Annotated in this window: 23 protein-coding genes; 10 read left to right on the plus strand and 13 right to left on the minus strand. The window is 71.5% G+C overall.

Translation table 11 applies throughout. The features are described from left to right. Window positions 1-161 precede the first annotated feature (161 nt). The 5 genes from HUT19_RS24075 to HUT19_RS24095 all read right to left on the minus strand — a co-directional run bounded on the left by HUT19_RS24075 (window position 162) and on the right by HUT19_RS24095 (window position 5,128). On the minus strand, window positions 162-977 hold the full coding sequence (locus HUT19_RS24075) for an ABC transporter permease (protein WP_176182450.1): 816 nt from the start codon (window positions 975-977) through the stop codon (window positions 162-164). Continuing rightward, the gene (locus HUT19_RS24080) at window positions 974-1,951 is read right to left on the minus strand and encodes an ATP-binding cassette domain-containing protein (RefSeq protein ID WP_176182451.1); all 978 of its coding nucleotides are present in this window, start codon (window positions 1,949-1,951) and stop codon (window positions 974-976) included. Before HUT19_RS24080 ends, HUT19_RS24075 begins: the two co-directional genes overlap by 4 nt. A 76-nt stretch (window positions 1,952-2,027) precedes the next feature. Continuing rightward, on the minus strand, window positions 2,028-2,870 hold the full coding sequence (locus HUT19_RS24085) for a DUF4097 family beta strand repeat-containing protein (protein ID WP_176182452.1): 843 nt from the start codon (window positions 2,868-2,870) through the stop codon (window positions 2,028-2,030). Window positions 2,871-2,965: 95 nt separating this feature from the next. Further along, window positions 2,966-3,484, minus strand: a complete 519-nt coding sequence (locus HUT19_RS24090) for a hypothetical protein (protein WP_176182453.1) — start codon at window positions 3,482-3,484, stop codon at window positions 2,966-2,968. Between the two features lie 249 nt (window positions 3,485-3,733). Then, complete coding sequence (locus tag HUT19_RS24095) at window positions 3,734-5,128, minus strand: serine/threonine-protein kinase (RefSeq protein ID WP_176182454.1); 1,395 nt, start codon at window positions 5,126-5,128, stop codon at window positions 3,734-3,736. Window positions 5,129-5,328: 200 nt separating this feature from the next. Here HUT19_RS24095 and HUT19_RS44035 point away from each other — a divergent pair, with 200 nt between their 5' ends. Then, window positions 5,329-5,463 (plus strand): hypothetical protein, encoded by a 135-nt coding sequence (locus HUT19_RS44035; RefSeq protein ID WP_303332058.1) that lies wholly within the window; start codon window positions 5,329-5,331, stop codon window positions 5,461-5,463. Window positions 5,464-5,562: 99 nt separating this feature from the next. Here the strand turns inward: HUT19_RS44035 and HUT19_RS24100 are convergent, their stop codons facing one another. The 5 genes from HUT19_RS24100 to HUT19_RS24120 form a co-directional block, all read right to left on the minus strand. Beyond that, window positions 5,563-6,336, minus strand: a complete 774-nt coding sequence (locus HUT19_RS24100) for a succinate dehydrogenase iron-sulfur subunit (RefSeq protein WP_176182455.1) — start codon at window positions 6,334-6,336, stop codon at window positions 5,563-5,565. Next, on the minus strand, window positions 6,336-8,090 hold the full coding sequence (gene sdhA, locus HUT19_RS24105; RefSeq protein ID WP_176182456.1) for a succinate dehydrogenase flavoprotein subunit: 1,755 nt from the start codon (window positions 8,088-8,090) through the stop codon (window positions 6,336-6,338). Before sdhA ends, HUT19_RS24100 begins: the two co-directional genes overlap by 1 nt. 24 nt (window positions 8,091-8,114) lie before the next feature. Next, window positions 8,115-8,585: a succinate dehydrogenase hydrophobic membrane anchor subunit gene (locus tag HUT19_RS24110; protein ID WP_176182457.1), complete on the minus strand. Its 471-nt coding sequence runs from the start codon at window positions 8,583-8,585 to the stop codon at window positions 8,115-8,117. Between the two features lie 3 nt (window positions 8,586-8,588). After that, window positions 8,589-8,969, minus strand: coding sequence for a succinate dehydrogenase, cytochrome b556 subunit (gene sdhC, locus HUT19_RS24115; protein WP_176182458.1), 381 nt, complete (start codon window positions 8,967-8,969; stop codon window positions 8,589-8,591). Window positions 8,970-9,164: 195 nt separating this feature from the next. Beyond that, window positions 9,165-9,608, minus strand: a complete 444-nt coding sequence (locus tag HUT19_RS24120) for a 2-oxo-4-hydroxy-4-carboxy-5-ureidoimidazoline decarboxylase (RefSeq protein ID WP_254886215.1) — start codon at window positions 9,606-9,608, stop codon at window positions 9,165-9,167. A 336-nt stretch (window positions 9,609-9,944) separates the two neighbouring features. Between HUT19_RS24120 and HUT19_RS24125 the strand changes: the two genes are divergently transcribed. The 4 genes from HUT19_RS24125 (at window position 9,945) to HUT19_RS24140 (ending at window position 14,770) form a co-directional block, all read left to right on the plus strand. Beyond that, window positions 9,945-11,585: a glycoside hydrolase family 20 protein gene (locus HUT19_RS24125; RefSeq protein ID WP_176182460.1), complete on the plus strand. Its 1,641-nt coding sequence runs from the start codon at window positions 9,945-9,947 to the stop codon at window positions 11,583-11,585. 438 nt (window positions 11,586-12,023) lie between these two features. Beyond that, entirely contained in the window at window positions 12,024-12,875 is an 852-nt protein-coding gene (locus HUT19_RS24130; protein ID WP_254885749.1) for a DUF4328 domain-containing protein, read from the plus strand. Between the two features lie 51 nt (window positions 12,876-12,926). After that, window positions 12,927-13,607, plus strand: a complete 681-nt coding sequence (locus HUT19_RS24135; protein ID WP_176182462.1) for an RNA polymerase sigma factor — start codon at window positions 12,927-12,929, stop codon at window positions 13,605-13,607. Further along, window positions 13,607-14,770: a hypothetical protein gene (locus tag HUT19_RS24140; RefSeq protein ID WP_176182463.1), complete on the plus strand. Its 1,164-nt coding sequence runs from the start codon at window positions 13,607-13,609 to the stop codon at window positions 14,768-14,770. Before HUT19_RS24135 ends, HUT19_RS24140 begins: the two co-directional genes overlap by 1 nt. A 192-nt stretch (window positions 14,771-14,962) precedes the next feature. On the opposite strand, the gene HUT19_RS24145 is transcribed toward HUT19_RS24140, so the two are convergent. Next, a complete protein-coding gene (locus HUT19_RS24145) occupies window positions 14,963-15,868 on the minus strand; it encodes a L,D-transpeptidase family protein (RefSeq protein WP_254885750.1) in 906 nt (301 codons plus the stop codon). Window positions 15,869-16,012: 144 nt separating this feature from the next. Here HUT19_RS24145 and HUT19_RS24150 point away from each other — a divergent pair, with 144 nt between their 5' ends. From HUT19_RS24150 to HUT19_RS24160, 3 genes are all read left to right on the plus strand, one after another. After that, entirely contained in the window at window positions 16,013-17,602 is a 1,590-nt protein-coding gene (locus HUT19_RS24150; RefSeq protein WP_176182464.1) for a methylmalonyl-CoA mutase, read from the plus strand. A gap of 116 nt (window positions 17,603-17,718) precedes the next feature. Further along, window positions 17,719-18,363, plus strand: coding sequence for a hypothetical protein (locus HUT19_RS24155; RefSeq protein ID WP_176182465.1), 645 nt, complete (start codon window positions 17,719-17,721; stop codon window positions 18,361-18,363). A 14-nt stretch (window positions 18,364-18,377) separates the two neighbouring features. After that, window positions 18,378-18,590, plus strand: coding sequence for a hypothetical protein (locus HUT19_RS24160; protein WP_176182466.1), 213 nt, complete (start codon window positions 18,378-18,380; stop codon window positions 18,588-18,590). Window positions 18,591-18,638: 48 nt separating this feature from the next. Here HUT19_RS24160 and HUT19_RS24165 read toward each other — a convergent pair whose 3' ends face one another. Continuing rightward, window positions 18,639-19,352, minus strand: a complete 714-nt coding sequence (locus HUT19_RS24165; protein ID WP_176182467.1) for a B3/4 domain-containing protein — start codon at window positions 19,350-19,352, stop codon at window positions 18,639-18,641. A gap of 168 nt (window positions 19,353-19,520) precedes the next feature. Here HUT19_RS24165 and HUT19_RS24170 point away from each other — a divergent pair, with 168 nt between their 5' ends. Then, complete coding sequence (locus HUT19_RS24170; RefSeq protein WP_176182468.1) at window positions 19,521-20,774, plus strand: hydrolase; 1,254 nt, start codon at window positions 19,521-19,523, stop codon at window positions 20,772-20,774. 249 nt (window positions 20,775-21,023) lie between these two features. Here HUT19_RS24170 and HUT19_RS24175 read toward each other — a convergent pair whose 3' ends face one another. Further along, window positions 21,024-21,167, minus strand: a complete 144-nt coding sequence (locus HUT19_RS24175; RefSeq protein ID WP_176182469.1) for an SCO1431 family membrane protein — start codon at window positions 21,165-21,167, stop codon at window positions 21,024-21,026. A gap of 170 nt (window positions 21,168-21,337) precedes the next feature. On the opposite strand from HUT19_RS24175, the gene HUT19_RS24180 reads away from it, so the two are divergent. Then, window positions 21,338-22,786: an amidase gene (locus HUT19_RS24180; RefSeq protein ID WP_254885751.1), complete on the plus strand. Its 1,449-nt coding sequence runs from the start codon at window positions 21,338-21,340 to the stop codon at window positions 22,784-22,786. Window positions 22,787-22,799 lie beyond the last annotated feature (13 nt).

The following is a 22,799-nucleotide window of genomic DNA, read 5'->3' on the forward strand; positions in this document are numbered from 1 at the left end:
TGTATAGTCCTCGGCCGGCCGGCCATTGGGGAGGACCGGAACGACACCGGGCCCGGCGGCGGCCGAGAACGCCGACAGGGCGGCGTACGCCGACGTGGTGTCGGAGTACGCCGCCCTGGGGCGGGACGAGCCGAGGGAAGCGGCCCGCGCGGTCGTCCCGGCTACTGCGGATCGCGGTTGAAAACCGCCTTCGACCAGAAGCAGCCGAGCGTGGAGAGCGCCAGGCACCAGGCGACCGCGAGCCATCTGTTGTGCCCGATCTCGCTGCCGAGCAGCAGCCCGCGCAGGGTCTCGATGGCCGGGGTGAACGGCTGGTACTCGGCGATCGGCTGGAACCAGCCCGGCATCGCCTCGACCGGGACGAAGGCGCTGGAGATGAGCGGGAGGAAGATCAGCGGCATCGCGTTGTTGCTGGCCGCCTCGGCGTTCGGGCTGACCATGCCCATCCCGACCGCGATCCAGGTGAGCGCCAGGGCGAACAGCGTGAGCAGCCCGATCGCCGCGATCCACTCCAGGGCCGTGGCGTCCGTCGAGCGAAAGCCGATGGCCACGCCGACGGCACCGACGAGAACCACGCTCATGACCGACTGCAACACGCTGCCGACGACATGCCCGACCAGCACGGAACCGCGGTGGATCGCCATCGTGCGGAAGCGGGCGATGATGCCCTCGGTCATGTCGTTGGAGACGGACACCGCGGTGCCGATCGTGGTGCTCCCGATGGTCATCAGCAGCAGGCCCGGCACGAGGTAGGCGATGTACGCGGAGCGGTCGGCGCCGCCGCCGATGCCCGCGCTCATCACGTCGCCGAAGACGTAGACGAAGAGCAGCAGCAGCATGATCGGTGTGAGCAGGACGTTCAGGGTGAGGGAGGGGTAGCGCCGTGCGTGCAGGAGGTTGCGGCGCAGCATCGTGGACGAGTCGCGCACGGCGAGGGAGATCCGGGGCGGGCGGGTGGCGGCCAGGGGGGCGCTCATCGGACAGTCTCCTTGGGCTTGTCGGCGCTGCCGGTCAGGGCGAAGAACACGTCGTCGAGGTCGGGTGTGTGCACGGTCAGTTCGTCGGCCTCGATGCCGAGCGAGTCCAGCCAGTCGAGGATGGAGCGCAGCTCCCGCTGGCTGCCGTCACTGGGGATCTGCAGCGACAGCGCCTCGTCGTCCCGGGTGACCTCGCGCAGCGCGAGGGCGGCGCTCTGGTACGCGGACGGGTCGGAGAAGCGCAGTCGGACATGCCCGCCGGGGATCAGCCGCTTCAGCTCCTCGGCGGTGCCCTGGGCGGCGATCTTTCCGTCGTTGAGCACGGCGATACGGTCGGCGAGCTCGTCGGCCTCGTCCAGGTACTGGGTGGTGAGGAAGACGGTGACACCGTCGGAGACCAACTCACGGATGATGCCCCACATATTGTGCCGGGAACGCGGATCGAGGCCGGTCGTCGGCTCGTCGAGGAAGATGATCCGCGGGTTGCCGACCAGCGTCATGGCGATGTCGAGGCGGCGCTTCATGCCGCCGGAGTAGGTGGACGCGGGCTTCTTCGCCGCCGCCACCAGGTCGAAGCGCTCCAGCAGCTCGGCGGCGACCCGCCGCCCCTCGCGGCGGGGGAGGTGGTGCAGGTCCGCCATGAGGAGCATGTTCTCCTCGCCGGTGATCAGCCCGTCGACGGCGGAGAACTGCCCGGTGACGCCGATCGCGGCGCGCACCCCGTCCGGTGACGTGGCGAGGTCGTGGCCCGCGACCTGGGCCTGCCCGCCGTCGGCGGTGATGAGCGTGGACAGGATCTGCACGGTGGTGGTCTTGCCGGCACCGTTCGGCCCGAGCAGCGCGAACACGGACCCGCCCGGGATATGCAGGTCGATGCCGTCGAGGACGGTCTTGTCGCCGTAGGACTTGCGCAGATCGGCGGTAAAGACGGCGGCCGGTGACGGGTGACCGTCGGCGCGCCTGGACGTGAGCATGACAGATGAAGGCACGGAGCCCTCCCGTTCGAAGGCTGAAGTGGGTGGGGGACGGGGCCGGTTGAGGATCTGGCGCTCAGACCTTGGCGCGGCGGACGTCGATGTTGCCCCAGCGGGTCCGGGCGCGGACCTCGACGGTGCCCTCGGTCTCCTCCGGGGGTTCGGAGTCGGCGAGCGCGTTGCGCACCTGCCCGCGCTCGGAGCTGGCGTCGAGCCAGGTGGCGGTGCCCTCGCGGACGCCGACCTCGATGGCGCCGGAGGACGTCTCCAACTGGACGGTGCCGGAGGCGACTTCACTGACGCGCAGCGCGCCGTAGGCGGTGGTGGCGGTGACCGAGCTCTCGGCACGCGCGATGTCGATGTCGCCGTGGGCGCCGCTCACTTGCAGATCGCCGGTCACGGCGGCGACGGCCGTGGCACCGTGCGAGTTCTTCAGGACGGCGGGACCGTCGACGGTGCCGACGCGTAGGCTGCCGGAGCTGGTGGTGATACCGGCCGTGCCCTCGACCCGGTCGACGGTGATCGAGCCGTGGGAGACGGTCAGTTGGAGCGGCCCGGTGGTGTCCAGGCGGACGTCGCCGACCGAGGTCTTGACCCGGGCCTCGCCGAGCCGGCCCTCGCCGAGCATGTTGATCCAGGAGCCGGTCACGTCGACGCGCGAGCCCGTGGGCAGGTCGACCGCCACGTCGACGGCGCCGGAGGGGCCGATGAGGCGGCGTTCCTTCGTCCTGACGGTCAGGACGCCGCTCGCGTACGTGACCTCGGTCTGCTCGGCGGCCCGCACGTCCTTGTCCCGTTTCGGGTCGCCGGGCCGTACCTCGACGACGGTGTCGAGGCGGTCGCTCGCGGTGATCCGGAGGGAACCTGCGCCGATGTGCGCGGTGATCGAAATCGGTTCGGGAGTGTCGAAAGAAGGCATGGCTGTACCGTCCTCATGGGTCCTTGGGGCGTCCCCGCTGGTGGGACGTGGTGTGGGTGAAGTGCCGTTCTCTTGGGGCGCGGGCGGGCGCGCGGCTAGCGCACCCAGCCCGTGAAGCTCTGTCCGACGCTGCGGGTCTTCTCCGCCGTACGCGGCCGGGTGCCGCCGTCGACCGCGGCCGACACGGCGCGCACCAGCCACGCGTTGACCGACAGGCTCTCGCGGCTCGCGGCCTCCTCGGCGCGGGCCTTGAGGTGGGCCGGCAGACGCAGGTTGACGCGGGCGGTGCCGCCCTCGTCGCTGTCGCCGGGGGCCGGGGCCCTGAGTGATTCGGTGGGCGCGGCCGGCTCCGCGGGGGCGCCGCCGGCGGTGGGCGGCGGTGTCACCACGAAGTCCGGGTCGAGCCCGCGCAGCCGTACGTCGACCGAGCCGGGGGCGAGTTCGCGGGTGATCTCGTCCATCGCGGCGGAGAGCACATTGAGCATGGTCAGCCGGGTCGCCGACTCCAGAGGAGCGGTGAGCCGCTCGGCCAGCTCGCGGGCATCGTCCCCGCCGGCTTCGGCGGCCACCGCGAGTTCGCGGCGGAGGGTGTCGACATACGGGGTGAGGTCCATGACGCCATCATGGCACCACTATGGCGCCATCCGCAAGTCCGGATGGCGCCGCGCCCGCCACGGAGGTAAGGGAGGCCGGTTCTGCCTGCGGAAGCGGAAGGAGGATGACCGGGTCATGGTGGCGCTGCGCAGGAGCTCCGGGGGTCGAAATGGTGCCGGGTGGCGCCCGGTGACGCCATCTGGTGCCACCTGGTGCCACCCGGTGTCATGTGGCGCCCTGTGATGCCACAAGAAGGTGGTGTGCGGGGCTCAGTCCTTGGTCTCCTCGAAGGACTTCAGGAAGATGTCGAGCGCCTTCTCGTTCTCCGTCGAGTCCGCCTCGTCCGCCGGGGTCGTCCACCGGATGGAGAAGCCGCGGCCGCCGCCGACGAGGAAGCCGCGGCCGAAGGTGCGGAACGGATCGCCGCCGATGGCCGAGGACCAGGTCATATCCGCCGCATCCCAGTCGCGGTAGTCGACTCTGCGGATGTCGTCGATCCGCTGGAAGCCCGGGGAGAACTTCTCCAGCGACGGGACCAGGCTCTTCCAGACCTCGACGGGGTCCTCGTCCTCGGAGTCCTTGCCGAAGGTGACGACCAGGTCCCGGTTGTCGTCCTCGTCCGGCGAGGCGAACTTCACATGGAAGCGCGAGCCGCTCTCCACCCGCTTCCAGCCCTTGGGCAGATCGATGGAGAACCCTTCGGCCTCGGCGGTGTAGCGGACGAAGCCCGCGGGCTCGTCGCCACCACCCCCGCCACCGCCTTTGCCGGGCGGATCGGAAGGGGTGGCCGGAGCGGAGGGGGCGGCCGGAGCGGAGGGATCGGATGGCCCGGATGGAGGTGACGGGGAGGGGGGCGATGTCTTCGGGGGAGTGGGCTCGCGGGGCAGGCTCGGCGGAGCCCCGTTCGGCGGTGACGCGGAACGGGTGGGGCCGGAAGCGCGGTTGTCGCCCCCGGTCAGGGTGCCGGTCGAGGCGAGCGCCACCACCGAGACGACCGACACCAGGGCGAGCCCGGCGGCCAGGGCCACCGCGGGCCGGACCTTCCGCACGTCGCGCCGGTGCCCACACGGCCACAGTGCCTCATAGGTGCCGTGCAGCCAGGGGAGCCGCGGCGCTGTCCGCGTATCGGCTGGTCGATCCTGGTTCAGGGCCCGCGTCAGCGCCTGCCGGACCAGCGGTTCGGTCAGCCGCGACGGGGGGTCGGGGCGCAGCAGCCCCTGGATGACCTGGGTGAGCGGTCCGGCCCTGGTCACGTCGAGCCCGCTCCAGTCGGGGTGCGGCGGATGGCCCTCGACCATGACGAAGAGGATCGCGCCCAGGGACCACAGATCGGACTCGGGGGTTCCGCGGTCTCCCCGTACCTGTTCGGGGGAGGCGAACGCGGGGTCGGTGACCGGGCGGGAGGGATCCGTGCCGGTGGGGCCGAACCCGCTGAGAACGATCTCATCGTCGGGCAGGAGCAGCACTCGCGCCGGAGTGAGATCGCCGTGGGTGATGCCCTTGGTGTGGGCGGCGCTGAGGACGTCGAGCAACCGCAGGCCGATCCCGGCCGCCCGAGCGGGCTCCAGGCGGCCCTTTCGGTCGAGGAGTTCACTCAGAGGACAGCGGTCGGTATCGGGCCGTACGGTCTGCGTCCCGTGGACGGGCTGGTCCGCGCCGATCATGGTCTCACCCCTTGCTCCACACGCCCAACAGCTTTCCCTCGGGAGGTACGCCCGGAGATCGGCATGTGCTCAACGGGAGGCGGGGCGAATGGGGCCCGTGCCCGAAAACTGGGCACTCGTCCCCGGCCGGAAGAGAACACGAACGCCCCAGTAGAACTGGGGTGCGAGCGATGGGGCGATGCCCCGGGGCCGGTGCGGTCGTGAGCGCCACGTGGGGTGCGGCGATCGCGCGGAGCGTGTCCGGGCAGCCCGCCGATACGGATCCGGGCGACCCCGGTCCGACCCGGCGCTGGGAGTGGGACGGCCTCCAGGGGGACCAGGGGGACCAGGGGTGACCCCGGGAGACAGCCCCGAAGACGGCGAGGACCCCGCGCTCCTTCGTGCTTCGTGGAGTGCGGGGCCCTCGCCGTAGCGATATCGCGAGACCGAGGAGGTCAGAAGCGACGCGTGATCAGCGCGCGCTTCACCTCCTGGATGGCCTTGGTGACCTCGATACCACGCGGGCAGGCCTCCGTGCAGTTGAAGGTGGTGCGGCAGCGCCAGACACCGTCCTTGTCGTTCAGGATCTCCAGCCGCTGCTCACCCGCCTCGTCACGCGAGTCGAAGATGAAGCGGTGCGCGTTGACGATTGCCGCCGGGCCGAAGTACTGCCCGTCGTTCCAGAACACCGGGCACGAGGAGGTGCACGCGGCGCACAGGATGCACTTGGTGGTGTCGTCGAAGCGCTCGCGGTCCTCGGCGGACTGCCGGCGCTCGCGCGTCGGCTCGTTGCCCGTCGTGATCAGGAAGGGCATCACATCGCGGTACGCCTGGAAGAACGGCTCCATGTCCACGACCAGGTCCTTGAGGACCGTCAGGCCCTTGATGGCCTCGACCGTGATGGGCTTCTCCGGGTTGATGTCCTTGATCAGCGTCTTGCAGGCCAGCCGGTTGCGGCCGTTGATCCGCATGGCGTCGGAGCCGCAGATGCCGTGGGCGCAGGAACGGCGGAAGGTCAGTGTGCCGTCCAGGTCCCACTTGATCTTGTGGAGGCCGTCGAGGACGCGCTCCTTGGGATCGATGTCGAGCTGGAAGTCCTCCCAGACCGCCTGGTCCGAGATCTCCGGGTTGAAGCGCCGGATCCGGAAGGTGACCGTGATCAGGTGCGAGGCGTCGGCGCCGCCCGCCTCCGGAGCCTCCGAGGTCTTCTCAAGCGTGGGGGTGCTCATCAGTACTTACGCTCCATCGGCTGGTAGCGGGTCTGCACGACCGGCTTGTAGTCGAGGCGGATGGACTCCGCGCCGTCCGCGCCCACCTCGCGGTACGCCATGGTGTGACGCATGAAGTTGACGTCGTCGCGGTTCGGGTAGTCCTCGCGGTAGTGACCGCCGCGCGACTCCTTGCGGGCCAGTGCGGAGATCGCCATGACCTCGGCCAGGTCGAGCAGGTTGCCCAGCTCGATGGCCTCCAGCAGGTCGGTGTTGAACCGCTTGCCCTTGTCCTGGACGCTGCAGTTCTTGTAGCGCTCGCGGAGGTGGCCGATCTCCTCGACGGCCTCCTTGAGCGTCTGCTCGGTGCGGAAGACCATGACGTTCTTGTCCATGGTCTCCTGGAGCGCCTTGCGGACCTCGGTGATCCGCTCGGTGCCGGTGGCGTCGCGCAGGTTCTCCACCTGGTCACGGACGAAGGCGGCCGGGTCCTCCGGCAGCTCGACGAAGTCGGCCTTGGCGGCGTACTCCGCGGCGGCGATGCCCGCGCGGCGGCCGAAGACGTTGATGTCGAGCAGCGAGTTGGTGCCCAGCCGGTTGGCACCGTGCACCGAGACGCAGGCCACCTCGCCCGCGGCGTACAGACCGGGGACGACGGTGTCGTTGTCCGACAGCACCTCGCCCTCGACGTTGGTGGGGATGCCACCCATCGTGTAGTGCGCGGTCGGCTGGATCGGGATCGGGTCGGTGTACGGCTCGATGCCCAGGTAGGTGCGCGCGAACTCGGTGATGTCCGGCAGCTTGGCGTCCAGCTGCTCCGGCGGCAGGTGGGTGAGGTCCAGATAGACGTGGTCGCCCTCGGGACCGCAGCCGCGGCCCTCGCGGATCTCGGTGTAGATGGAGCGCGAGACCACGTCACGCGAGGCGAGGTCCTTCATGACCGGCGCGTACTTCTCCATGAAGCGCTCGCCGTCCTTGTTGCGGAGGATGCCGCCCTCACCACGGGCGCCCTCCGTCAGCAGGATGCCCATCCGCCAGATGCCCGTCGGGTGGAACTGGAAGAACTCCATGTCCTCCAGCGGCAGCCCGCGCCGGTAGGCGACCGCCTGGCCGTCACCGGTGAGGGTGTGCGCGTTGGAGGTCACCTTGAAGAACTTGCCGCAGCCGCCGGAGGCGAAGACCACGGCCTTGGCCTGGAAGACGTGCAGCTCGCCGGTGGCCAGCTCGTAGGCGACCACACCCGCGGTGCGCTTGACCCCGTCGACCTCGGTGAGCAGCAGGTCCAGGACGTAGAACTCGTTGAAGAACTCCACGCCCTCCTTGACGCAGTTCTGGTACAGCGTCTGGAGGATCATGTGGCCGGTGCGGTCCGAGGCGTAGCAGGACCGGCGGACCGGGGCCTCGCCGTGGTTGCGGCTGTGGCCGCCGAAGCGGCGCTGGTCGATGGTGCCGTCCGGGGTCCGGTTGAACGGCAGGCCCATCTTCTCCAGGTCCAGGACCGAGTCGATGGCCTCCTTCGCCAGGATCTCGGCGGCGTCCTGGTCGACCAGGTAGTCGCCACCCTTGATCGTGTCGAAGGTGTGCCACTCCCAGTTGTCCTCCTCGACGTTCGCGAGGGCGGCGGCCATGCCGCCCTGGGCGGCGCCGGTGTGGGAGCGGGTCGGGTAGAGCTTGGTGAGCACCGCCGTGCGGCTGCGCTTGGTCGACTCGATGGCCGCGCGCATACCGGCGCCGCCGGCGCCCACGATGACGGTGTCGTACTTGTGGATCTTCATGAGTGGATACCTCAGCCCCGGGGCCTAGCGGATGTTCGGGTCGAAGGTGAAGATCACCAGAGTGCCGAGCACGATGGTGAAACCTGCCGCCGTGTAGAGCAGCCCCTTCAGCCACAGGCGGGTGTTGTCCCGCTCCGCGTAGTCGTTGATGACCGTGCGCAGACCGTTCGCGCCGTGCAGTGTGGCGAGCCAGAGCATGATCAGGTCCCATGCCTGCCAGAACGGCGAGGCCCAGCGGCCCGCCACGAAGGCGAAGCCGATCTTGGAGACGCCGCCGTCGAGGACCAGCTGGATCAGCAGGTGGCCCAGGACCAGGACGACCAGCACGATGCCGGACAGGCGCATGAAGAGCCAGCCGTACATCTCGAAGTTGGTGCGGGTCGCCTTGGGCGTCTTACGGGTACGGGCCCGCGGCGGCTCGATGAGCGGGGCGGGGTGGTCCACGTCGTACGTGCCGACCGTGTCCGTCGCGGGGGTGTTGGTCTCGGCGGACATGCGTCAGCTCCCGAACAGTTCGCGCAGCGTGTGCTGGAGGATCGGGTAGAAGGCCCCGGCCATCAGCACGACCCAGATACCGACAACGGACCACAGCATCTGACGCTGGTACTTCGGGCCCTTCGACCAGAAGTCCACGGCGATGACGCGCAGACCGTTGAGGGCGTGGAACAGGATGGCGGCGACGAGGCCGTACTCCATCAGGTTCACGATGGGATTCTTGTACGTCGCGACGACGTCGTCGTACGCCTCGGGGGAGACACGGACGAGCGAGGTGTCCAGGACGTGTACGAACAGGAAGAAGAAGATGAGGACGCCGGTGACTCGATGAGCCACCCAGGACCACATACCTTCCCGGCCGCGATACAGCGTTCCAGCCGGCACGGAAAACCCTCCGGAAGCGGGGATTGGGGCCTGCCGGCTTCACTGTCGGTCTGGCCCGGCCGGGTACGGTCCACCGGCCCTGGCCATCGTAGCGACGTGTTGTCGGTTCCTCTGCCCGGGGGTGCTCAGGTGTGATCAAAGAGGCACGGAGGTGTGATCAAAGGGGACGTACGGCCGATCAGGAGGCCCGGAACCTCATGATGAACGGCAAACAGGGTGTTCCCGGGTCAGCCGGGCGAGGCGCCCGCGGGCGATCCGCCGCAGCTCCTCCGCGGTGTTCGTCCGCTCCTCCTCGCGCTCGTTGCCGAGCCGGGTGCGGATTCCGGTGAGCAGCCGGTCCAGCATCTCGTCGGGGCCGAGGCCGTCCAGGCAGATCACAAAGGAGTGGCCGAACTGCCGCTCGTACTCGGAGTGAGCAGCGCGTAATGCTGTGTGAGCGGCGAGGGTGCCCAGGCTGTCCGCGGCCGGGAGGGGGTGGCCGACCATCTTCTCGTCGGCCAGCGCCTCGTCCAGATCAGCGGCGGTGAGGTCGTAGCTGGCCTCGTCCCCGGCGGCGAGCAGCGCCTCCACATCGGGGTACGGGCGGTGGGACGCGATCAGCCGTGCCCAGCGGCGGCTGCCGCAGCAGGCGAGCAGCACCTCCTCGGCCGCCTCGGCGGTGGCGGCGTTGAGCCGGTCGAGGCTGTGGACTGGGTCACGGGACCTGGACCTGGACCTGGACAGCGTGGGCTCCTTGGACGCGCGTGGCTGGGGCACGTGAGGCGAGCGGTTCAAGGTGGCGGCGTGACGTGAAGGGCATGAAACGGGTACATGAGGGACCTGTGCTCGGGGCGTGAGCAGTACACGCTAACGAGGTGAACAGGCCGGTGTGCCGCAGACGGCGTAAATTCACCCGTACGGGGACGTTTTGCTGGAAGAGGTGGACGGCATGTCGAGGCGCAGGGCGTTTTACGCCTGAAACAGGAGGTTTGCGCCATGGGAATGCCCAGGAGAGCGACCCGGGCCGCCTGGGCCCGCGGCACCCTCGCCGGTGCCGCCGCGACCTTCGTCCTCATAGCGCTCGGCTGCCAGCAGCCCACGGGGTCCTCCCCGACCGGTTCCCCGTCGGCGTCCCCCTCCGCGTCTCCCCCCGCGTCCCCCGCGTCCCCCGCGTCCCCCTCGGCCTCGGCGCCCGGCAAGGCGCCGTCCGCTCCGCCCCGCACCATCCCCTCGGTCCGTGAGTTCGACCCCGGGACCGGATCCGGCTGGCGGCCCGGCCACCACAGCCGGGTGGTGGCCGACCTCAACGGCCCGCTCGCCGACGAGGCCCGGATGATCGCCGACGAACTGGACATCCACGCCGTCTCCGGCAAGGCCCACCGCGGCGATCTGTCGCTGGCACTGAACCCCGGGCAGTCCGGCGGGCGCGAGGGCTACACCCTGACCGTCAAGAACGGCAGCGCCCGGATCACCGCCGCCGCCGACACCGGCGTCTTCTACGGCACCCGCACCGTGAAACAGGCGCTGCGCTCAGGCGACCGCGTCCCCGCGGGCGTGATCCACGACCGGCCCGCCCGCGCCCAGCGCGGTCTCAACCTCGACATCGCGCGCAAGTTCTACACGGCCTCGTGGATCGAGGCCCGGCTGCGCGAGATGGCCGACCTCAAGCTCAACCAGCTCGGTCTGCACTTCTCGGACGACCAGGGGTTCCGCATCCAGAGCAGCAGCCACCCCGAGATCGTCTCCCAGCAGCACCTCACCAAGGCCGAGGTCCGGCGGATCATCGCCCTCGCCCAGCGGCTGCACATCACCGTCGTCCCCGAGATCGACTCGCCCGGCCACCTCGGCGCGGTGATCGACGCCCACCCGCAGCTCCAGCTGCGCAACGCCTCCGGGACCCGGTTCCAGGGCTCCGTGGACATCTCCAAGCCGGCCGCCGCGCAGATCGTGGACGAGCTGATGCGCGAGTACGCACCGCTGTTCCCCGGCCGCTACTGGCATCTGGGCGCCGATGAGTACCTTGCGCTCACCGTCAAGGATCCCCAGGCGTCGTTCCCGCAGCTGGCCGCCGCCGCCGAGCGCGAGTACGGATCCCGGGCGAAGGTCCAGGACCTGGCCACCGGCTGGCTGAACGACCGGGCGGCGGTCGCCCGTGAGCTGGGCAAGCAGCCCAAGGCGTGGAACGACGGCTTCTTCGCCGGGGGCGTGGTCACCCCCGACCGGAACATCCAGGCCGAGTACTGGACCGGGCGGCTGAAGTGGCCCGCCCGGCAGCCGGAGGAGTATCTGCACGAGGGCCGGAAGCTGGTCAATCTCAACTCCGAGTACCTCTACTACGTCCTCGGCGAGCCCAACGGCTTCCTCTACCCCACGGGCGAACGTATCTACGAACAGTGGACGCCCGGGACCCTGCGCGGCACCAAGCCGGTCGCCGACAAGAAGCTGACCGGACCCGACCGGGTGCTCGGCGCGCGCTTCGCGATCTGGTCCGACCAGCCCGGGGCGCAGACCCAGGCACAGGTCGCCAAGGGCGTCCGGCTGCCGCTCGCGGCGCTCGCCCAACGGCTGTGGGATCCCGGAAAGCCGCCGCTGAGCTGGGGTGACTTCACCAAGCTCGCCGATCGGCTGGGCGTCTGAAGACGCCGGAGAGACGCCTGAGAAGGAAGGACGGCCGGGGCCGCCACCCCCCACAGGAGAGGCCCCGGCCGCCGTCCAGCGTGGGCCCGCATGGAGCCCTTACTCCCTACAGCGTCGCATGCCTCGAATGCGTCACACCTGTCGTCGGGATGAAACCTCGGGGCCCGGGAGCGCGTCCGGGGGCCCCTTCGGCTCTGGACGGGACCGGGCGGATGCCCGTAACGTGCAGGTCCGCGCTGTGGGCGCGGTCAATTGCTTATCTTCGCGCGTGGCCTGGTGCGGGCCACGTCCCCAGGGGGACTCAAAATGTATCCGTGCGGGAACTGCCGCGCTGTCGCCGTCGGGCCCGACGGGCGCTGTGCCGCATGCGGAACCTTCCAGCAGCAGTACCAGCAGCCGCCGGCGCCCGGGGGCTATCCCGCCGCACCGTCGGTCGGGATGCCGACCGGAGGTGTCGATCTGCGCCGTGGGCTCGCGACCACGCTCACCGTGCTGTTCGCGGTGGCGCTGCCCGCGCTGATCCTGGTGCTGGTGGGCCGCGGCGGCCAGTACGGCGTCATCGGCGACATGCTCGACGACCCCACGTCGGTTACGCAGAAGGACCTGGACGACGCGGACGACTTCTTCCTCGGCGCCTGGGTCATCTTTGTGCTGCTCACCCTCGCGATCGCGGTGGTCTGGGCGGTCTGGTTCCGGAAGCTGCGGCTGAACGCCGAGGTCTTCGCGCCCGGCGGGCACCGCTTCAGCACCGGCTGGGCGGCGGGTGCCTGGTTCACCCCGGTGGTGAGCCTGTGGTTCCCCAAGCAGATCGCCAATGACATCTGGCGCGCCAGCTCTCCTCTGGGTCCCCACGCGGTCAACCGCGGTTTGCTCAATGGCTGGTGGGTCACCTGGATCGTCGCCATGGTTGCGAACTTCATCGGCAACCTGCGCTACAGCATGCTCCGTAACAAGGTGGAGAGTTCCACTTACTCCCCTTCCTTGTCGGAGGCGAAGGACGACATCGAGAGTCTGCACAGCATCCTCGCCTTCGATATGTTCGCGACCGTGATCCTGATGGCCGCGGCGATCCTGGCGCTGCTGCTGGTCCGCCAGATCACCGCCATGCAGGAGCAGCGCGCGGCGCTGCCCCCGCAGGCGGGGCCGATGGGCGGTCAGGGTTACGGGCCGGGCGCCCCTCCGCCGTATGGTGTCCCGCCGCAGGGGCAGTCGCCGTACGGCGCCCCGCAGATGCCGCCGGCCCCGCCCGGTCAGCCCGGCCAGCAGTACCCGCCCTACGGCCACGGCTGATCCATCGCGGGCGATCGCGGACCTCAGAACCTCCGAGGGCAGGAAGAGAGCGTGCAGGGGGACGACGCGGAACTGACCGCCGCGGTGCGTGCGGCACAGGACGGGGACGAGACCGCCTTCCGGACCGTGTACCGGTCCGTGCACCCTCGTCTCCTCGGCTACGTGCGCACCCTGGTCGGCGATGGCGACGCGGAGGACATCACGTCGGAGGCATGGCTTCAGATAGCGCGTGACCTGCAACGTTTCAGTGGGGACGCGGACCGGTTCCGTGGCTGGGCGGCGCGGATAGCCCGCAATCGCGCGCTCGACCACATACGGATGCGCGGCCGCCGCCCGGCCATCGGCGGCGACGAGACGGAGCTGGAGACCCGGGCCTCGGAGGCGGACACCGCGGGCGAGGCGATGGAGGCCCTGGGCACCGGCCGCGCGCTCGGGCTGATCGCCCAGCTCCCGCAGGACCAGGCCGAGGCCGTGGTGCTGCGGGTGGTCCTCGGCCTCGACGCGAAGAGCGCGGCCACGGTGCTCGGCAAGCGGCCGGGAGCGGTGCGCACCGCCGCCCACCGCGGACTGCGGAAGCTCGCCGATCTGATCGATCCCCGGGCAGGGGGTGATCCGGGAGTCCTCGACGGGATTCCCGTGCAACGTGAGTCGCCTGGGAAGGCAACCAACTCGGGGGCGGCGAAGTCTGCGGGTGTGACGGATTCGTGCACGCCAACGCAGAAGGACATGTGATGGCCGAAGACCGCCGCTACAGCTGGCTGGATGACAGTGCCGCGGAGCGGTTGCTTCGTGGCGAACCGGTCGAGGGGCAGCACGGTGTCCCCAGCGACCGGCACGACCAGTCATGCGCCGAAGCGGAACGGTTGGCCGCCGTGCTCTCCGCCGTTGCCGAGGCGACCCGCCCCGCGGCCGGACCCACGGATGGCGCACCTCCGCTTCCAGGCGAGGAGGCGGCCGTGTCCGCCTTCGTGTCGGCCCGCGAGGAGTTCGCCGCGGCGGCCGCCGATGACCCGATGCCCGGCTCCGAGGCGTCCGGTGGCGGCGGACGGGTCGTGCGCGCTCTGCGCGGCGGCCGCTTCGGCGCCCGGCGGCAGTTGCGCGCGGGCATGGTGGCCGCGCTGGCGGGCTGCGCGCTCAGCGGTTTCGCGGTCGCGGCCGGGGCGGGGGTGCTGCCCACGCCGTTCGGCGAGCGCGGTGGCAGCCCCAGCCCCTCGGTGAGCATGCCGGGTGACCCGGCCACCGATTCGGTTCATCCGGAAATCTCCCGGGACCCCACCACCGCGACGCCCGGCCCCAGCGGCTCCGGCGACAACGATGCCAGCGATCCGTCCTCGAACGGCGGCTCGGGGCCGACCGCGCCGAACGCCAAGGACAAGGGCCACGGGAAGGGCGGCGGCAAGGGTGAGAAGGACCACTCCGCGGGTTCCCCGGGCAGCGGGCGGCACGGCGGAACGTGGGCGCTCGACGCCTGCCGCCGCTATCTGGCCGCGGAGTCCGGCGAGGGCAGCGGGCTGGACCGCAAGGCGCTGCACCAGCTGAAGAAGTCCGCGGGCCGGTCCACCCTCCACGGCTACTGCGTCCAGATCCTGTCGAACAACGGCGCACAGCTGCCGAGCACCGGCTCCGACGGCAAGGGCGACGGCGGTACGGACGGCGGCGGGGACGACAGCGGCGGGTCCGGCGGCAGCGGCGGCTCGGACGACGGTGGCTCCGGCGGATCCGGTGAGGACGGGTCCGGTGGTTCGGGCGATGGCGGCAGATCCGGCGATCCCAACCCCGAGCCGCCGCCCCCGACGCCGTCCGCACCGGCCGAGACCCCGGCCGACGGCACGGCGACGACCGGCTCCACGGCCCAGGACGGGACCGCGGCGGCCACCGGCGCGACCGCAGGTTGAGCGCTCAAGGTCTTAGGTGTGACGTTTTTTTCGGCGGTGGCGCTGTAAGAAACGGGCCGACTGGTCATCGGCCGCGCGAGAGCCGAGGTTCCCCCCGTACCGACGGCTCCGCGCATCCGGCGCGGGCGGGGCACGTTCCCCCGGTCCTGCCCGCGCCGCTCTTCCTCGACTGAAGACCACTCCTCCCCCTCATCAGGTGAAAACCACCACCTTGTCTCCGGCCTTCACCTGGCCGAACACCGACGCGATCTTCTTCTTGTCCCGGACGTTGACACAGCCGTGCGAGGCACCGGCATAGCCGCGGGCGGCGAAGTCGGCCGAGTAGTGCACCGCCTGGCCGCCGCTGAAGAACATCGCGTACGGCATCGGGGTGTGGTAGATCGTCGAGACATGGTCCCGGCTCTTGAAGTTGACCTGGAACAGGCCCTCACGGGTCGGGGTGTACTGCGAGCCGAACCGCACGTCCATCGCCGAGACCACCCGCCCGTTGATCATCCAGGCGAGGGTGCGGCTGCTCTTGCTGATGCACAGCACCCGCCCGGTCAGACAGCGCCGATCGGGCTCGGCGAGCGGAAGGCTGGTCGGCGGATACAGCTCGTCACGCGCGGGCGGACGGCTCCGGGAGCGCAGCGAGCCCCAGGTGCGCCGGTCCACCGAGCCGGTGGCCACCAGCCCGTGGCCGCGCTGGTAGGCGAGCACCGACGCCCGGGTGACCGAGCCGTAGTACCCGGTCGGATTGCGGCCGAACAGACCCAGCTGGCGCAGCCGCGCCTGTAGCTCGCGCACCCGCTCACCGCTGCTGCCCACCGCGATCACCGCCGGGGCGACCCGGGGCGTGGTGCCGCGCCGCGGCACCTGGGCCGTCGGCCGCGCCGGGCGCGCCCGGACCGGGGGGTGCCCGGCCCGGTGCCGGGGCTTGTGGGTGAAGGTGCGGTGCGGCCGCGGGACGTCCCGCGCGGGCGCGCTGGTACTCGTCCGCGCCTGCGGTCCGTCCTGGCTCCGGCCGTCCGCGGTCACCGACCCCGCCCTGCACCCCGCGAGGAGCGCCGCGGCCGTGGCCGTGGCCAGCGCGGTGCGGACCACCGGCATCCGGTGCATCTCATCCCCCCAGTCCACCCGGTCCACTGATTTATCGCCCTGAATGTTTCCCGGCGCTGCCGTTCGGTGAACATCGACGCATGCTGTGAACAAGGCCCCGTACCGGGACAAGAGCGGGTATCGGCCACCAGGAGGCGTGGACCCATGGCGCGCGAGTCGGAGTCGGGATTCCCCGTCGAGCCGGTGTACGGACCCGGTGCGCGCACCGGCCGGGACCCGGACGCGCTGCTGGGCGAGCCCGGGGTGTACCCCTTCACCCGCGGGGTCTATCCGACGATGTACACCGGCCGCCCCTGGACGATGCGCCAGTACGCGGGGTTCGGCACCGCCGCCGAGTCCAACGCCCGCTACCGGCAGCTGATCGACCACGGCACCACCGGGCTTTCGGTCGCCTTCGACCTGCCGACCCAGATGGGCTACGACTCCGACGCCGACCTGGCCCACGGCGAGGTCGGCAAGGTGGGTGTGGCCATCGACTCGATCGAGGACATGCGGGTGCTGTTCGGCGGCATTCCGCTGGACCGGGTCTCGACCTCGATGACCATCAACGCGCCCGCCGCACTGCTGCTGCTCCTCTACCAACTCGTCGCCGAGGAGCAGGGGGTGACGGGCGACCGGCTGACCGGCACCATCCAGAACGACGTGCTCAAGGAGTACATCGCCCGCGGAACCTACATCTTCCCGCCCGGCCCCTCCCTGCGACTGGTCGCCGACACCTTCAAGTACTGCACGGCCGAACTGCCGAAGTGGAACACGATCTCGATCTCCGGCTACCACATGGCGGAGGCCGGGGCCTCGCCCGCGCAGGAGATCGCCTTCACCCTTGCCGACGGCATCGCGTATGTGCGGACGGCGGTCGCGGCGGGCATGAACATCGACGATTTTGCGCCACGGCTGTCGTTCTTCTTCGTCTCCCGCACCACCCTGCTGGAGGAGGTCGCCAAGTTCCGTGCCGCACGCCGGATCTGGGCCCGGGTGATGCGCGAGGAGTTCGGCGCCCGTGACCCCAAGTCGCAGATGCTGCGCTTCCACACCCAGACCGCGGGCGTCCAACTCACCGCCCAGCAGCCCGAGGTGAATCTGGTGCGGGTCGCGGTCCAGGCGCTCGCGGCCGTCCTCGGCGGCACCCAGTCGCTGCACACCAACGCCTTCGACGAGGCCATCGCGCTGCCCACCGACAAATCCGCCCGGTTGGCGCTGCGCACCCAGCAGGTGCTGGCGTACGAGACGGATGTGACGGCCACCGTCGACCCGTTCGCGGGCTCCTACGCCGTCGAGTCGCTGACCGACGCCGTCGAGGCCGCGGCCCTGGACCTGATGCGGCGGGTGGAGGACCGGGGCGGCGCCGAGGCCGCCATCGAACAGGGCTTCCAGAAGGAGGAGATCGAGCGCAACGCCTATCGCATCGCCCAGGAACAGGACGCGGGTGAGCGGGTGGTCGTCGGCGTCAACCGCTTCCGGCTGGAGGAGGAAGAGCCCTACCAGCCGCTGCGGGTGGATCCGGCGATCGAGGACCGGCAGCGGGAGCGGCTGGCCGCGCTGCGTGCCGGGCGCGACGGGGAGGCGGTCCGCACGGCGCTGGCGGCGCTGAAGAAGGCGGCGGAGAGCGAACAGGGCACGGCCAATGTGCTCTATCCGATGAAGGACGCGCTGGCGGCGCGGGCCACGGTGGGCGAGGTGTGTGACGCGTTGCGCGAAGTGTGGGGTACGTATGTCCCCGCTGATGCATTCTGAGCGCTCCGGGAGTTTCCGGGGCTCCGGGCTTCGTGGCTTCCGGGCTTCCGGGCTTTCGGGCTTCCGGGGTTTTCAACGTCCCGGGTATCCGGGTGACAACAAGGGGGGGCGGGCCGATGGGGGCCGGACGGGTACGAGGCGCGGCGGCCGTGGGGCTGGCACTGGTGATGGCGGCGCTCGCGGGATGCGGCGGCGACGGTGACGGCGGTGACGGCGGCGGCGGGGGATTCGGCGGCGGCAAGAACCCGCGCGGCGGCTCAGTACCCAGCGCGAGCGCCACGGCGAGCGCCCCGGAGGGCACCGACGCGCCCCGCACCACCACGCCGCTCGCGGAGCCGCTGCGGCTGCTGCCCGTCGCGGCGTCGGCCCCCGGGAACTGCCCGGCCGAGCGGCCCGCCGGGGGCCCGGACGCCTACGCGACGTACAAGGACCGGGAGGGGGTCTGCTACGTCGTCCGGCGGAACGACGGGATGAACGTCGTCGAGCCCCGTTCCGCCAAGGCCGGTTACGACCGCGAGAACGGCGCGGGCCACACCGTCACCGTCCGCTTCAACAGCCGTGACGCCGCCCGCTTCGCCCGGCTCACCCAGGAGCTGGCCACCCGGCAGCCCCCGGAGAACCAGCTCGCGATCGTGCGCGACGGCCGGGTGCTGTCCGCGCCGTCGGTGGCCACCTCCATCACCGGGGGCACGGTGGTCATCTCGGGGAGCTTCACCCGTGAGTCCGCGCGGCAGCTCGCCCGCGACCTCGGCGGCGGGTGAGCGACACTGGGGTCATGTCTGCTCCCCGCCGCGCCTGTCCGGTCTGCACCCGAGAGATCGCGGTCGTGGGCGGGCGGTTCGCCCGTCACGATCCGCCGGGCCGCCGCACGGACTACGAACTGGTCTCCTGCCCCGGGTCGCGCCGGACCGCGCCGCTGCTCGGCACCCCGCCGAAACTGTTCGGCGAGGACGAGCCGCCGTCGCCGGGACAGCAGGCGCTGTTCTGATCAGCGTTCCGGCCCGCCGCCCCGCCGTCTTCCAGTCCCCGCCGTCGTTCAGCCGCCCGTGACCAGCCGGGAGGCGATCCGCACCCCGGGGCTGCTCTCGGTCAGGGCCTCCGCCAGCTGATCGCCCGCGGCCTTCAGCGCGATGTCGTCCAGCGGACCGAGCGCGTCCAGGACGAAGAAGGCGCGGGTGGTGGTGTGGGTGAGCCGGGTGCGGACGCACTGGCGCCAGTTCCAGCGGCGGCAGGTGACGCCCGCGTCGTCCCGCCACACCACCTCACCGGACGCGGGGTGTTCCACGGCGGCCTCGCCCCCGGCCGTGGTCTCGAAGGTCTCCTCGCCGGTGGCCCGGACCAGCCGGGCGGGCCCGCTGTAGTGGTCGAGGTCCTCACCGCCCAGCGGCAGCACATGGGCGACCGAGACCGCGTTGTAGAGGTCGGTCAGCCGGTCCACCCGGGGCAGCCCGGCGCCCACCCGCCGCAGCAGGGCCTCCGCGCTGGGCCGGGTGCGCTGCGGCTTGGCCCCGAAGCCGCGGAACGCCTCCCGCCAGGCGGCGAGATGCGGATGCTCCTCCACCGGCCCGTCCCCGAACCGCTCACGGGCGGCCGACTCGGCATCCGCCAGCGGACGTTCGCTGATCGCGTCGCTCGGCCCGGGGCGCAGCCCCTCCGCGGTGATGAGCAGGGCGCGGTAGTCGGGGCGGAGTGCGTGGACGGCCGGGTCGATGGCGGCGGACTCCAGCCAGCCCGCTACGTCGGTGATCATGATCTCTCCCTGCGGTGGTGCTGAGTCGCGCATGGTCGGCTGGTCCACTATGGCATACGGCACGGTGCAGCGTGCTGGACCGAAGGGAGGTACCGGGGGCAAGCCCCACCCCGGGACGGCGGGCAGCCTGATGGCGACGCCTCCGTCCCGGGCGGAAGGCTCTGCGGTATGGATCCACACATCTTCGGCCGCGGGCCGGACCGTCGGGGAGTACTGGCCGCCGCGGCGTTCGCCGCCCTGGGAGCGGCGGTGGCCGCGCCCGCCGCGCGGGCCTTGCCGCGCGCCTCTCGCGGGCGGGCCGGGCTGACGCTGCCCGCCCCGACCGGGCCGTACCCCGTCGGCACCGTCTCCCACCATCTCGTCGATCACGACCGGCCCGATCCCTGGGTGGCGTCCCGCCCGTCGCGCGAACTGATGGTCAGCGTCCGCTATCCCGCCCGGGACGTCGAGGGGCATCCGCGCGCACCGCAGATGCTGCCGGGCGCGGCGGCCGGGTTCGACCGGCTGAACTCCTTCGAGGGCGTGCCGAAGGGGCGTGTCGACTGGGCGGCGACCCGGACCTTCGCGCATCAGGACGCCCCGCCCACGCGGTCCGGCGGCGCCCGGCGCCCCGTGGTGCTCTACTCGCCCGGCGTCGGTGATCCGCGCTCCATGGGCACCACCCTCACCGACGAGCTGGCCTCGCACGGATATGTCGTGGTCTGCGTCGACCACACCTTCGACGCGTCGGCGGTCGAGTTCCCGGACGGCCGGGTTGAGGCCAGCCGACTGCCGGAGGAGTACGAGCGGGCCGAGCGCGAGGGGACGTTCGTCGAACTGCTGAGGAAGACCTGCGGGGTGCGGGTGGCCGACACCCGCTTTGTCCTCGACCGGTTGGAGGCGCTGGTTCCGGCAGGGGCGGAGCCGTCGGCCGTTGGGATGTTCGGGCAGTCCGCGGGCGGCTTCGCGGCCGTCCAGGGCCTCCACGACGACCGGCGGATCGCGGCGGCCGCGAATCTGGACGGGGTGCTGGCCTACGTCAGGAAGGACCACGAGCCGGGGAATCTCTCGACGGCCGCCGAGGACGGTGTGGACCGGCCCGTGCTGCTGATGGGCATGGACGGCAACGACCACCGCACGGTGCCCTCGTGGGGTGCGCTGTGGGAGCACAGCACCGGCCCGCGCCTCGACCTGACGCTGCGCGGCTCGCGCCACGCGGCCTATACCGATGTCGTCGCGATGCTGCCGCAGATCGTGCGGCGGCTCGGTCTGCCGGAGAAGACCGTCACGAAGGTGATCGGTACGGTCGCGCCGGATCGGGCGGTGGCCGCCCAGCGGGCCTGCGTCCGGGCGTTCTTCGACGCCTCGCTGCGGGGCCGCGACATCGGGGGACTGCCGGCCGGTCTGTCGGCCCGCCACCCGGAGGTGCGGTTGGTGCGCTGACGCCGGTCGCGGAGCGCCGTGCCCGTCCCGGCCGCGCCCGTCCCGCCCCGTCTCCGTCCGAGGGCCCGTCTTCAAAGGGGCCGCCCTGCTCCCGACGCCTGGCACGGCGCCCCCAGCTACCGCTGGGAGGTGCCCCCGGCCGCGTTGTCGGAGTCGCCCGAGTACGCCCAGTACGAGGGCGATCCTTCGCCTTGCGATGTACCGCACCAGACGCCGCTCGCGGCCGGACGCCCCCTTTGAAGACGGGCCCTAGAACAGCCCGAGCTGGGCGGTGAGCATCGCGATCACGATGACGAGGGTCCAGCCGACGATGTGCTCCTTCAGCTGGTCGTCGTCGGTGGGGCCGCCGGTGCGGGGGCGGAGGCCGATGCGGCGCGCCGCGATGTCGGTCATGCGGGTGTCCTCGGTGCTCGGAGATGATCGTGACGAACAGGATGAATCGGTCCCCCCACGCCATCCCAAGGGTGCGTGACGACCCACCCGGGGTAAAGAGGGAGTGGCCGAACTCACCAGTAGGCCGTGTACCGTCACGCCGTTCACCGTGCGAATCGAGGAGGTCCAGGGTGACCAGCGTCATTCCCAAGGGTCTGGGGGAACAGGTCCGTGCGCTGGCCGGCGGTGAGGTGTCCTCCCGCGTCCTGGTCGAACAGTCGCTGGAGCGCATCGCCGCGACACAGGGCACCCTCAACGCCTTCCGCCGGATCCGGGCCGAGGCCGCGCTGCTGGAGGCCGAGGAGGCCGACCGGCGGCTGGCGGCGGGGGAGCGGCTGCCGCTGCTCGGGGTGCCGATCGCGATCAAGGACGACACGGATCTGGCGGGGGAGCCGACCGCGTTCGGCTGCCCCGGGGAGTTCCCGGCCAAGACCGAGGACGGCGAGGTCGTACGGCGGCTGCGGGCCGCCGGTGCGGTGATCGTCGGCAAGACCAACACCCCCGAGCTGGGCCAGTGGCCGTTCACCGAGGGCCCGGCCTTCGGCGAGACCCGCAACCCCTGGAACCCCGCGCACACCCCCGGCGGCTCCTCCGGCGGGGCCGCGGCCGCCGTCGCCGCCGGTCTGGTCCCCGGCGCGCTGGGCTCGGACGGCGCGGGCTCGGTGCGTATCCCCGCCGCGTGGACCCATCTGGTGGGCATCAAGCCGCAGCGCGGCCGGATCTCCACCTGGCCGGACGCCGAGGCGTTCAACGGCATCACCTGCAACGGCCCGCTGGCCCGTACGGTCGCGGACGCCGCGCTGCTGCTGCACGCCGCCAGCGGCAACCACGAGGGCGATCTGCACCGGCCGGAGCCGGTGGACCTGCTGGCCGCGGTGGACCGCGACCCGGGGCGGCTGCGGATCGCGCTCTCGTTCAAGCCCGCGTTCACGGGCACGCCCAAGGAGCTGGACCCGGTGGTCAGGGCCGCGGTGCTGCGGCTCGCGGAGCGGCTGGCCGCCCTGGGGCACGAGGTGGTGGAGGCCGAACCGCGCTACGGGATGGTGGGGCTCGCCTTCCTGCCGCGCGCCACCGCCGGGCTCCACGAATGGGCCGGGCGGGTCCCGGACCAGACGCTGCTGGACGTACGCACCCGGGCCGCCGCCCGCCACGGACGGCTGCTGGGCGGCGGCCCGCTGCGCTGGGCGCGCGCCGCCGAGCAGCGGCTGCACCGCCGGGTCGGGGCGATCTTCCACCAGCGGGGGTTCGATGTGGTGCTGGCCCCGACGACCGCCACCCCGCCGCTGAGGATCGGGGCGATGTCCGGTCTCTCCGGGTGGCGCACCGACCGCGCGATGATCGCGGCCTGCCCGTACGCCTGGCCGTGGAACGTGCTGGGCTGGCCCGGGGTGAACGTTCCGGCCGGGTTCGCCGACGCCGACCACACCCTGCCGCTGGGTGCCCAGCTGCTCGGCCCGGCCGAAAGTGAGCCCCGTCTCATTTCGCTGGCCGCTCAGCTCGAGGCCGATATGCGCTGGTTCGAGCACTGGCCCCGGATTGCGGGGCCATCGGCCGGACAGACGGACCCGGCGGCCCCCTGAGGTAGCGGAGGGG

The sequence above is a fragment of the Streptomyces sp. NA02950 genome (assembly GCF_013364155.1).
Taxonomy (GTDB): domain Bacteria; phylum Actinomycetota; class Actinomycetes; order Streptomycetales; family Streptomycetaceae; genus Streptomyces.

Bases quoted from the DNA above. Each gene is read 5' to 3' on its own strand.
- HUT19_RS24075 (WP_176182450.1), bottom strand. From the start codon at position 977: ATGAGCGCCCCCCTGGCCGCCACCCGCCCGCCCCGGATCTCCCTCGCC.
- HUT19_RS24080 (WP_176182451.1), bottom strand. From the start codon at position 1,951: ATGCTCACGTCCAGGCGCGCCGACGGTCACCCGTCACCGGCCGCCGTC.
- HUT19_RS24085 (WP_176182452.1), bottom strand. From the start codon at position 2,870: ATGCCTTCTTTCGACACTCCCGAACCGATTTCGATCACCGCGCACATC.
- HUT19_RS24090 (WP_176182453.1), bottom strand. From the start codon at position 3,484: ATGGACCTCACCCCGTATGTCGACACCCTCCGCCGCGAACTCGCGGTG.
- HUT19_RS24095 (WP_176182454.1), bottom strand. From the start codon at position 5,128: ATGATCGGCGCGGACCAGCCCGTCCACGGGACGCAGACCGTACGGCCC.
- HUT19_RS24100 (WP_176182455.1), bottom strand. From the start codon at position 6,336: ATGAGCACCCCCACGCTTGAGAAGACCTCGGAGGCTCCGGAGGCGGGC.
- sdhA (WP_176182456.1), bottom strand. From the start codon at position 8,090: ATGAAGATCCACAAGTACGACACCGTCATCGTGGGCGCCGGCGGCGCC.
- HUT19_RS24110 (WP_176182457.1), bottom strand. From the start codon at position 8,585: ATGTCCGCCGAGACCAACACCCCCGCGACGGACACGGTCGGCACGTAC.
- HUT19_RS24125 (WP_176182460.1), top strand. From the start codon at position 9,945: ATGGGAATGCCCAGGAGAGCGACCCGGGCCGCCTGGGCCCGCGGCACC.
- HUT19_RS24130 (WP_254885749.1), top strand. From the start codon at position 12,024: ATGCCGACCGGAGGTGTCGATCTGCGCCGTGGGCTCGCGACCACGCTC.
- HUT19_RS24140 (WP_176182463.1), top strand. From the start codon at position 13,607: ATGGCCGAAGACCGCCGCTACAGCTGGCTGGATGACAGTGCCGCGGAG.
- HUT19_RS24145 (WP_254885750.1), bottom strand. From the start codon at position 15,868: ATGCACCGGATGCCGGTGGTCCGCACCGCGCTGGCCACGGCCACGGCC.
- HUT19_RS24150 (WP_176182464.1), top strand. From the start codon at position 16,013: ATGGCGCGCGAGTCGGAGTCGGGATTCCCCGTCGAGCCGGTGTACGGA.
- HUT19_RS24155 (WP_176182465.1), top strand. From the start codon at position 17,719: ATGGGGGCCGGACGGGTACGAGGCGCGGCGGCCGTGGGGCTGGCACTG.
- HUT19_RS24160 (WP_176182466.1), top strand. From the start codon at position 18,378: ATGTCTGCTCCCCGCCGCGCCTGTCCGGTCTGCACCCGAGAGATCGCG.
- HUT19_RS24165 (WP_176182467.1), bottom strand. From the start codon at position 19,352: ATGATCACCGACGTAGCGGGCTGGCTGGAGTCCGCCGCCATCGACCCG.
- HUT19_RS24170 (WP_176182468.1), top strand. From the start codon at position 19,521: ATGGATCCACACATCTTCGGCCGCGGGCCGGACCGTCGGGGAGTACTG.
- HUT19_RS24175 (WP_176182469.1), bottom strand. From the start codon at position 21,167: ATGACCGACATCGCGGCGCGCCGCATCGGCCTCCGCCCCCGCACCGGC.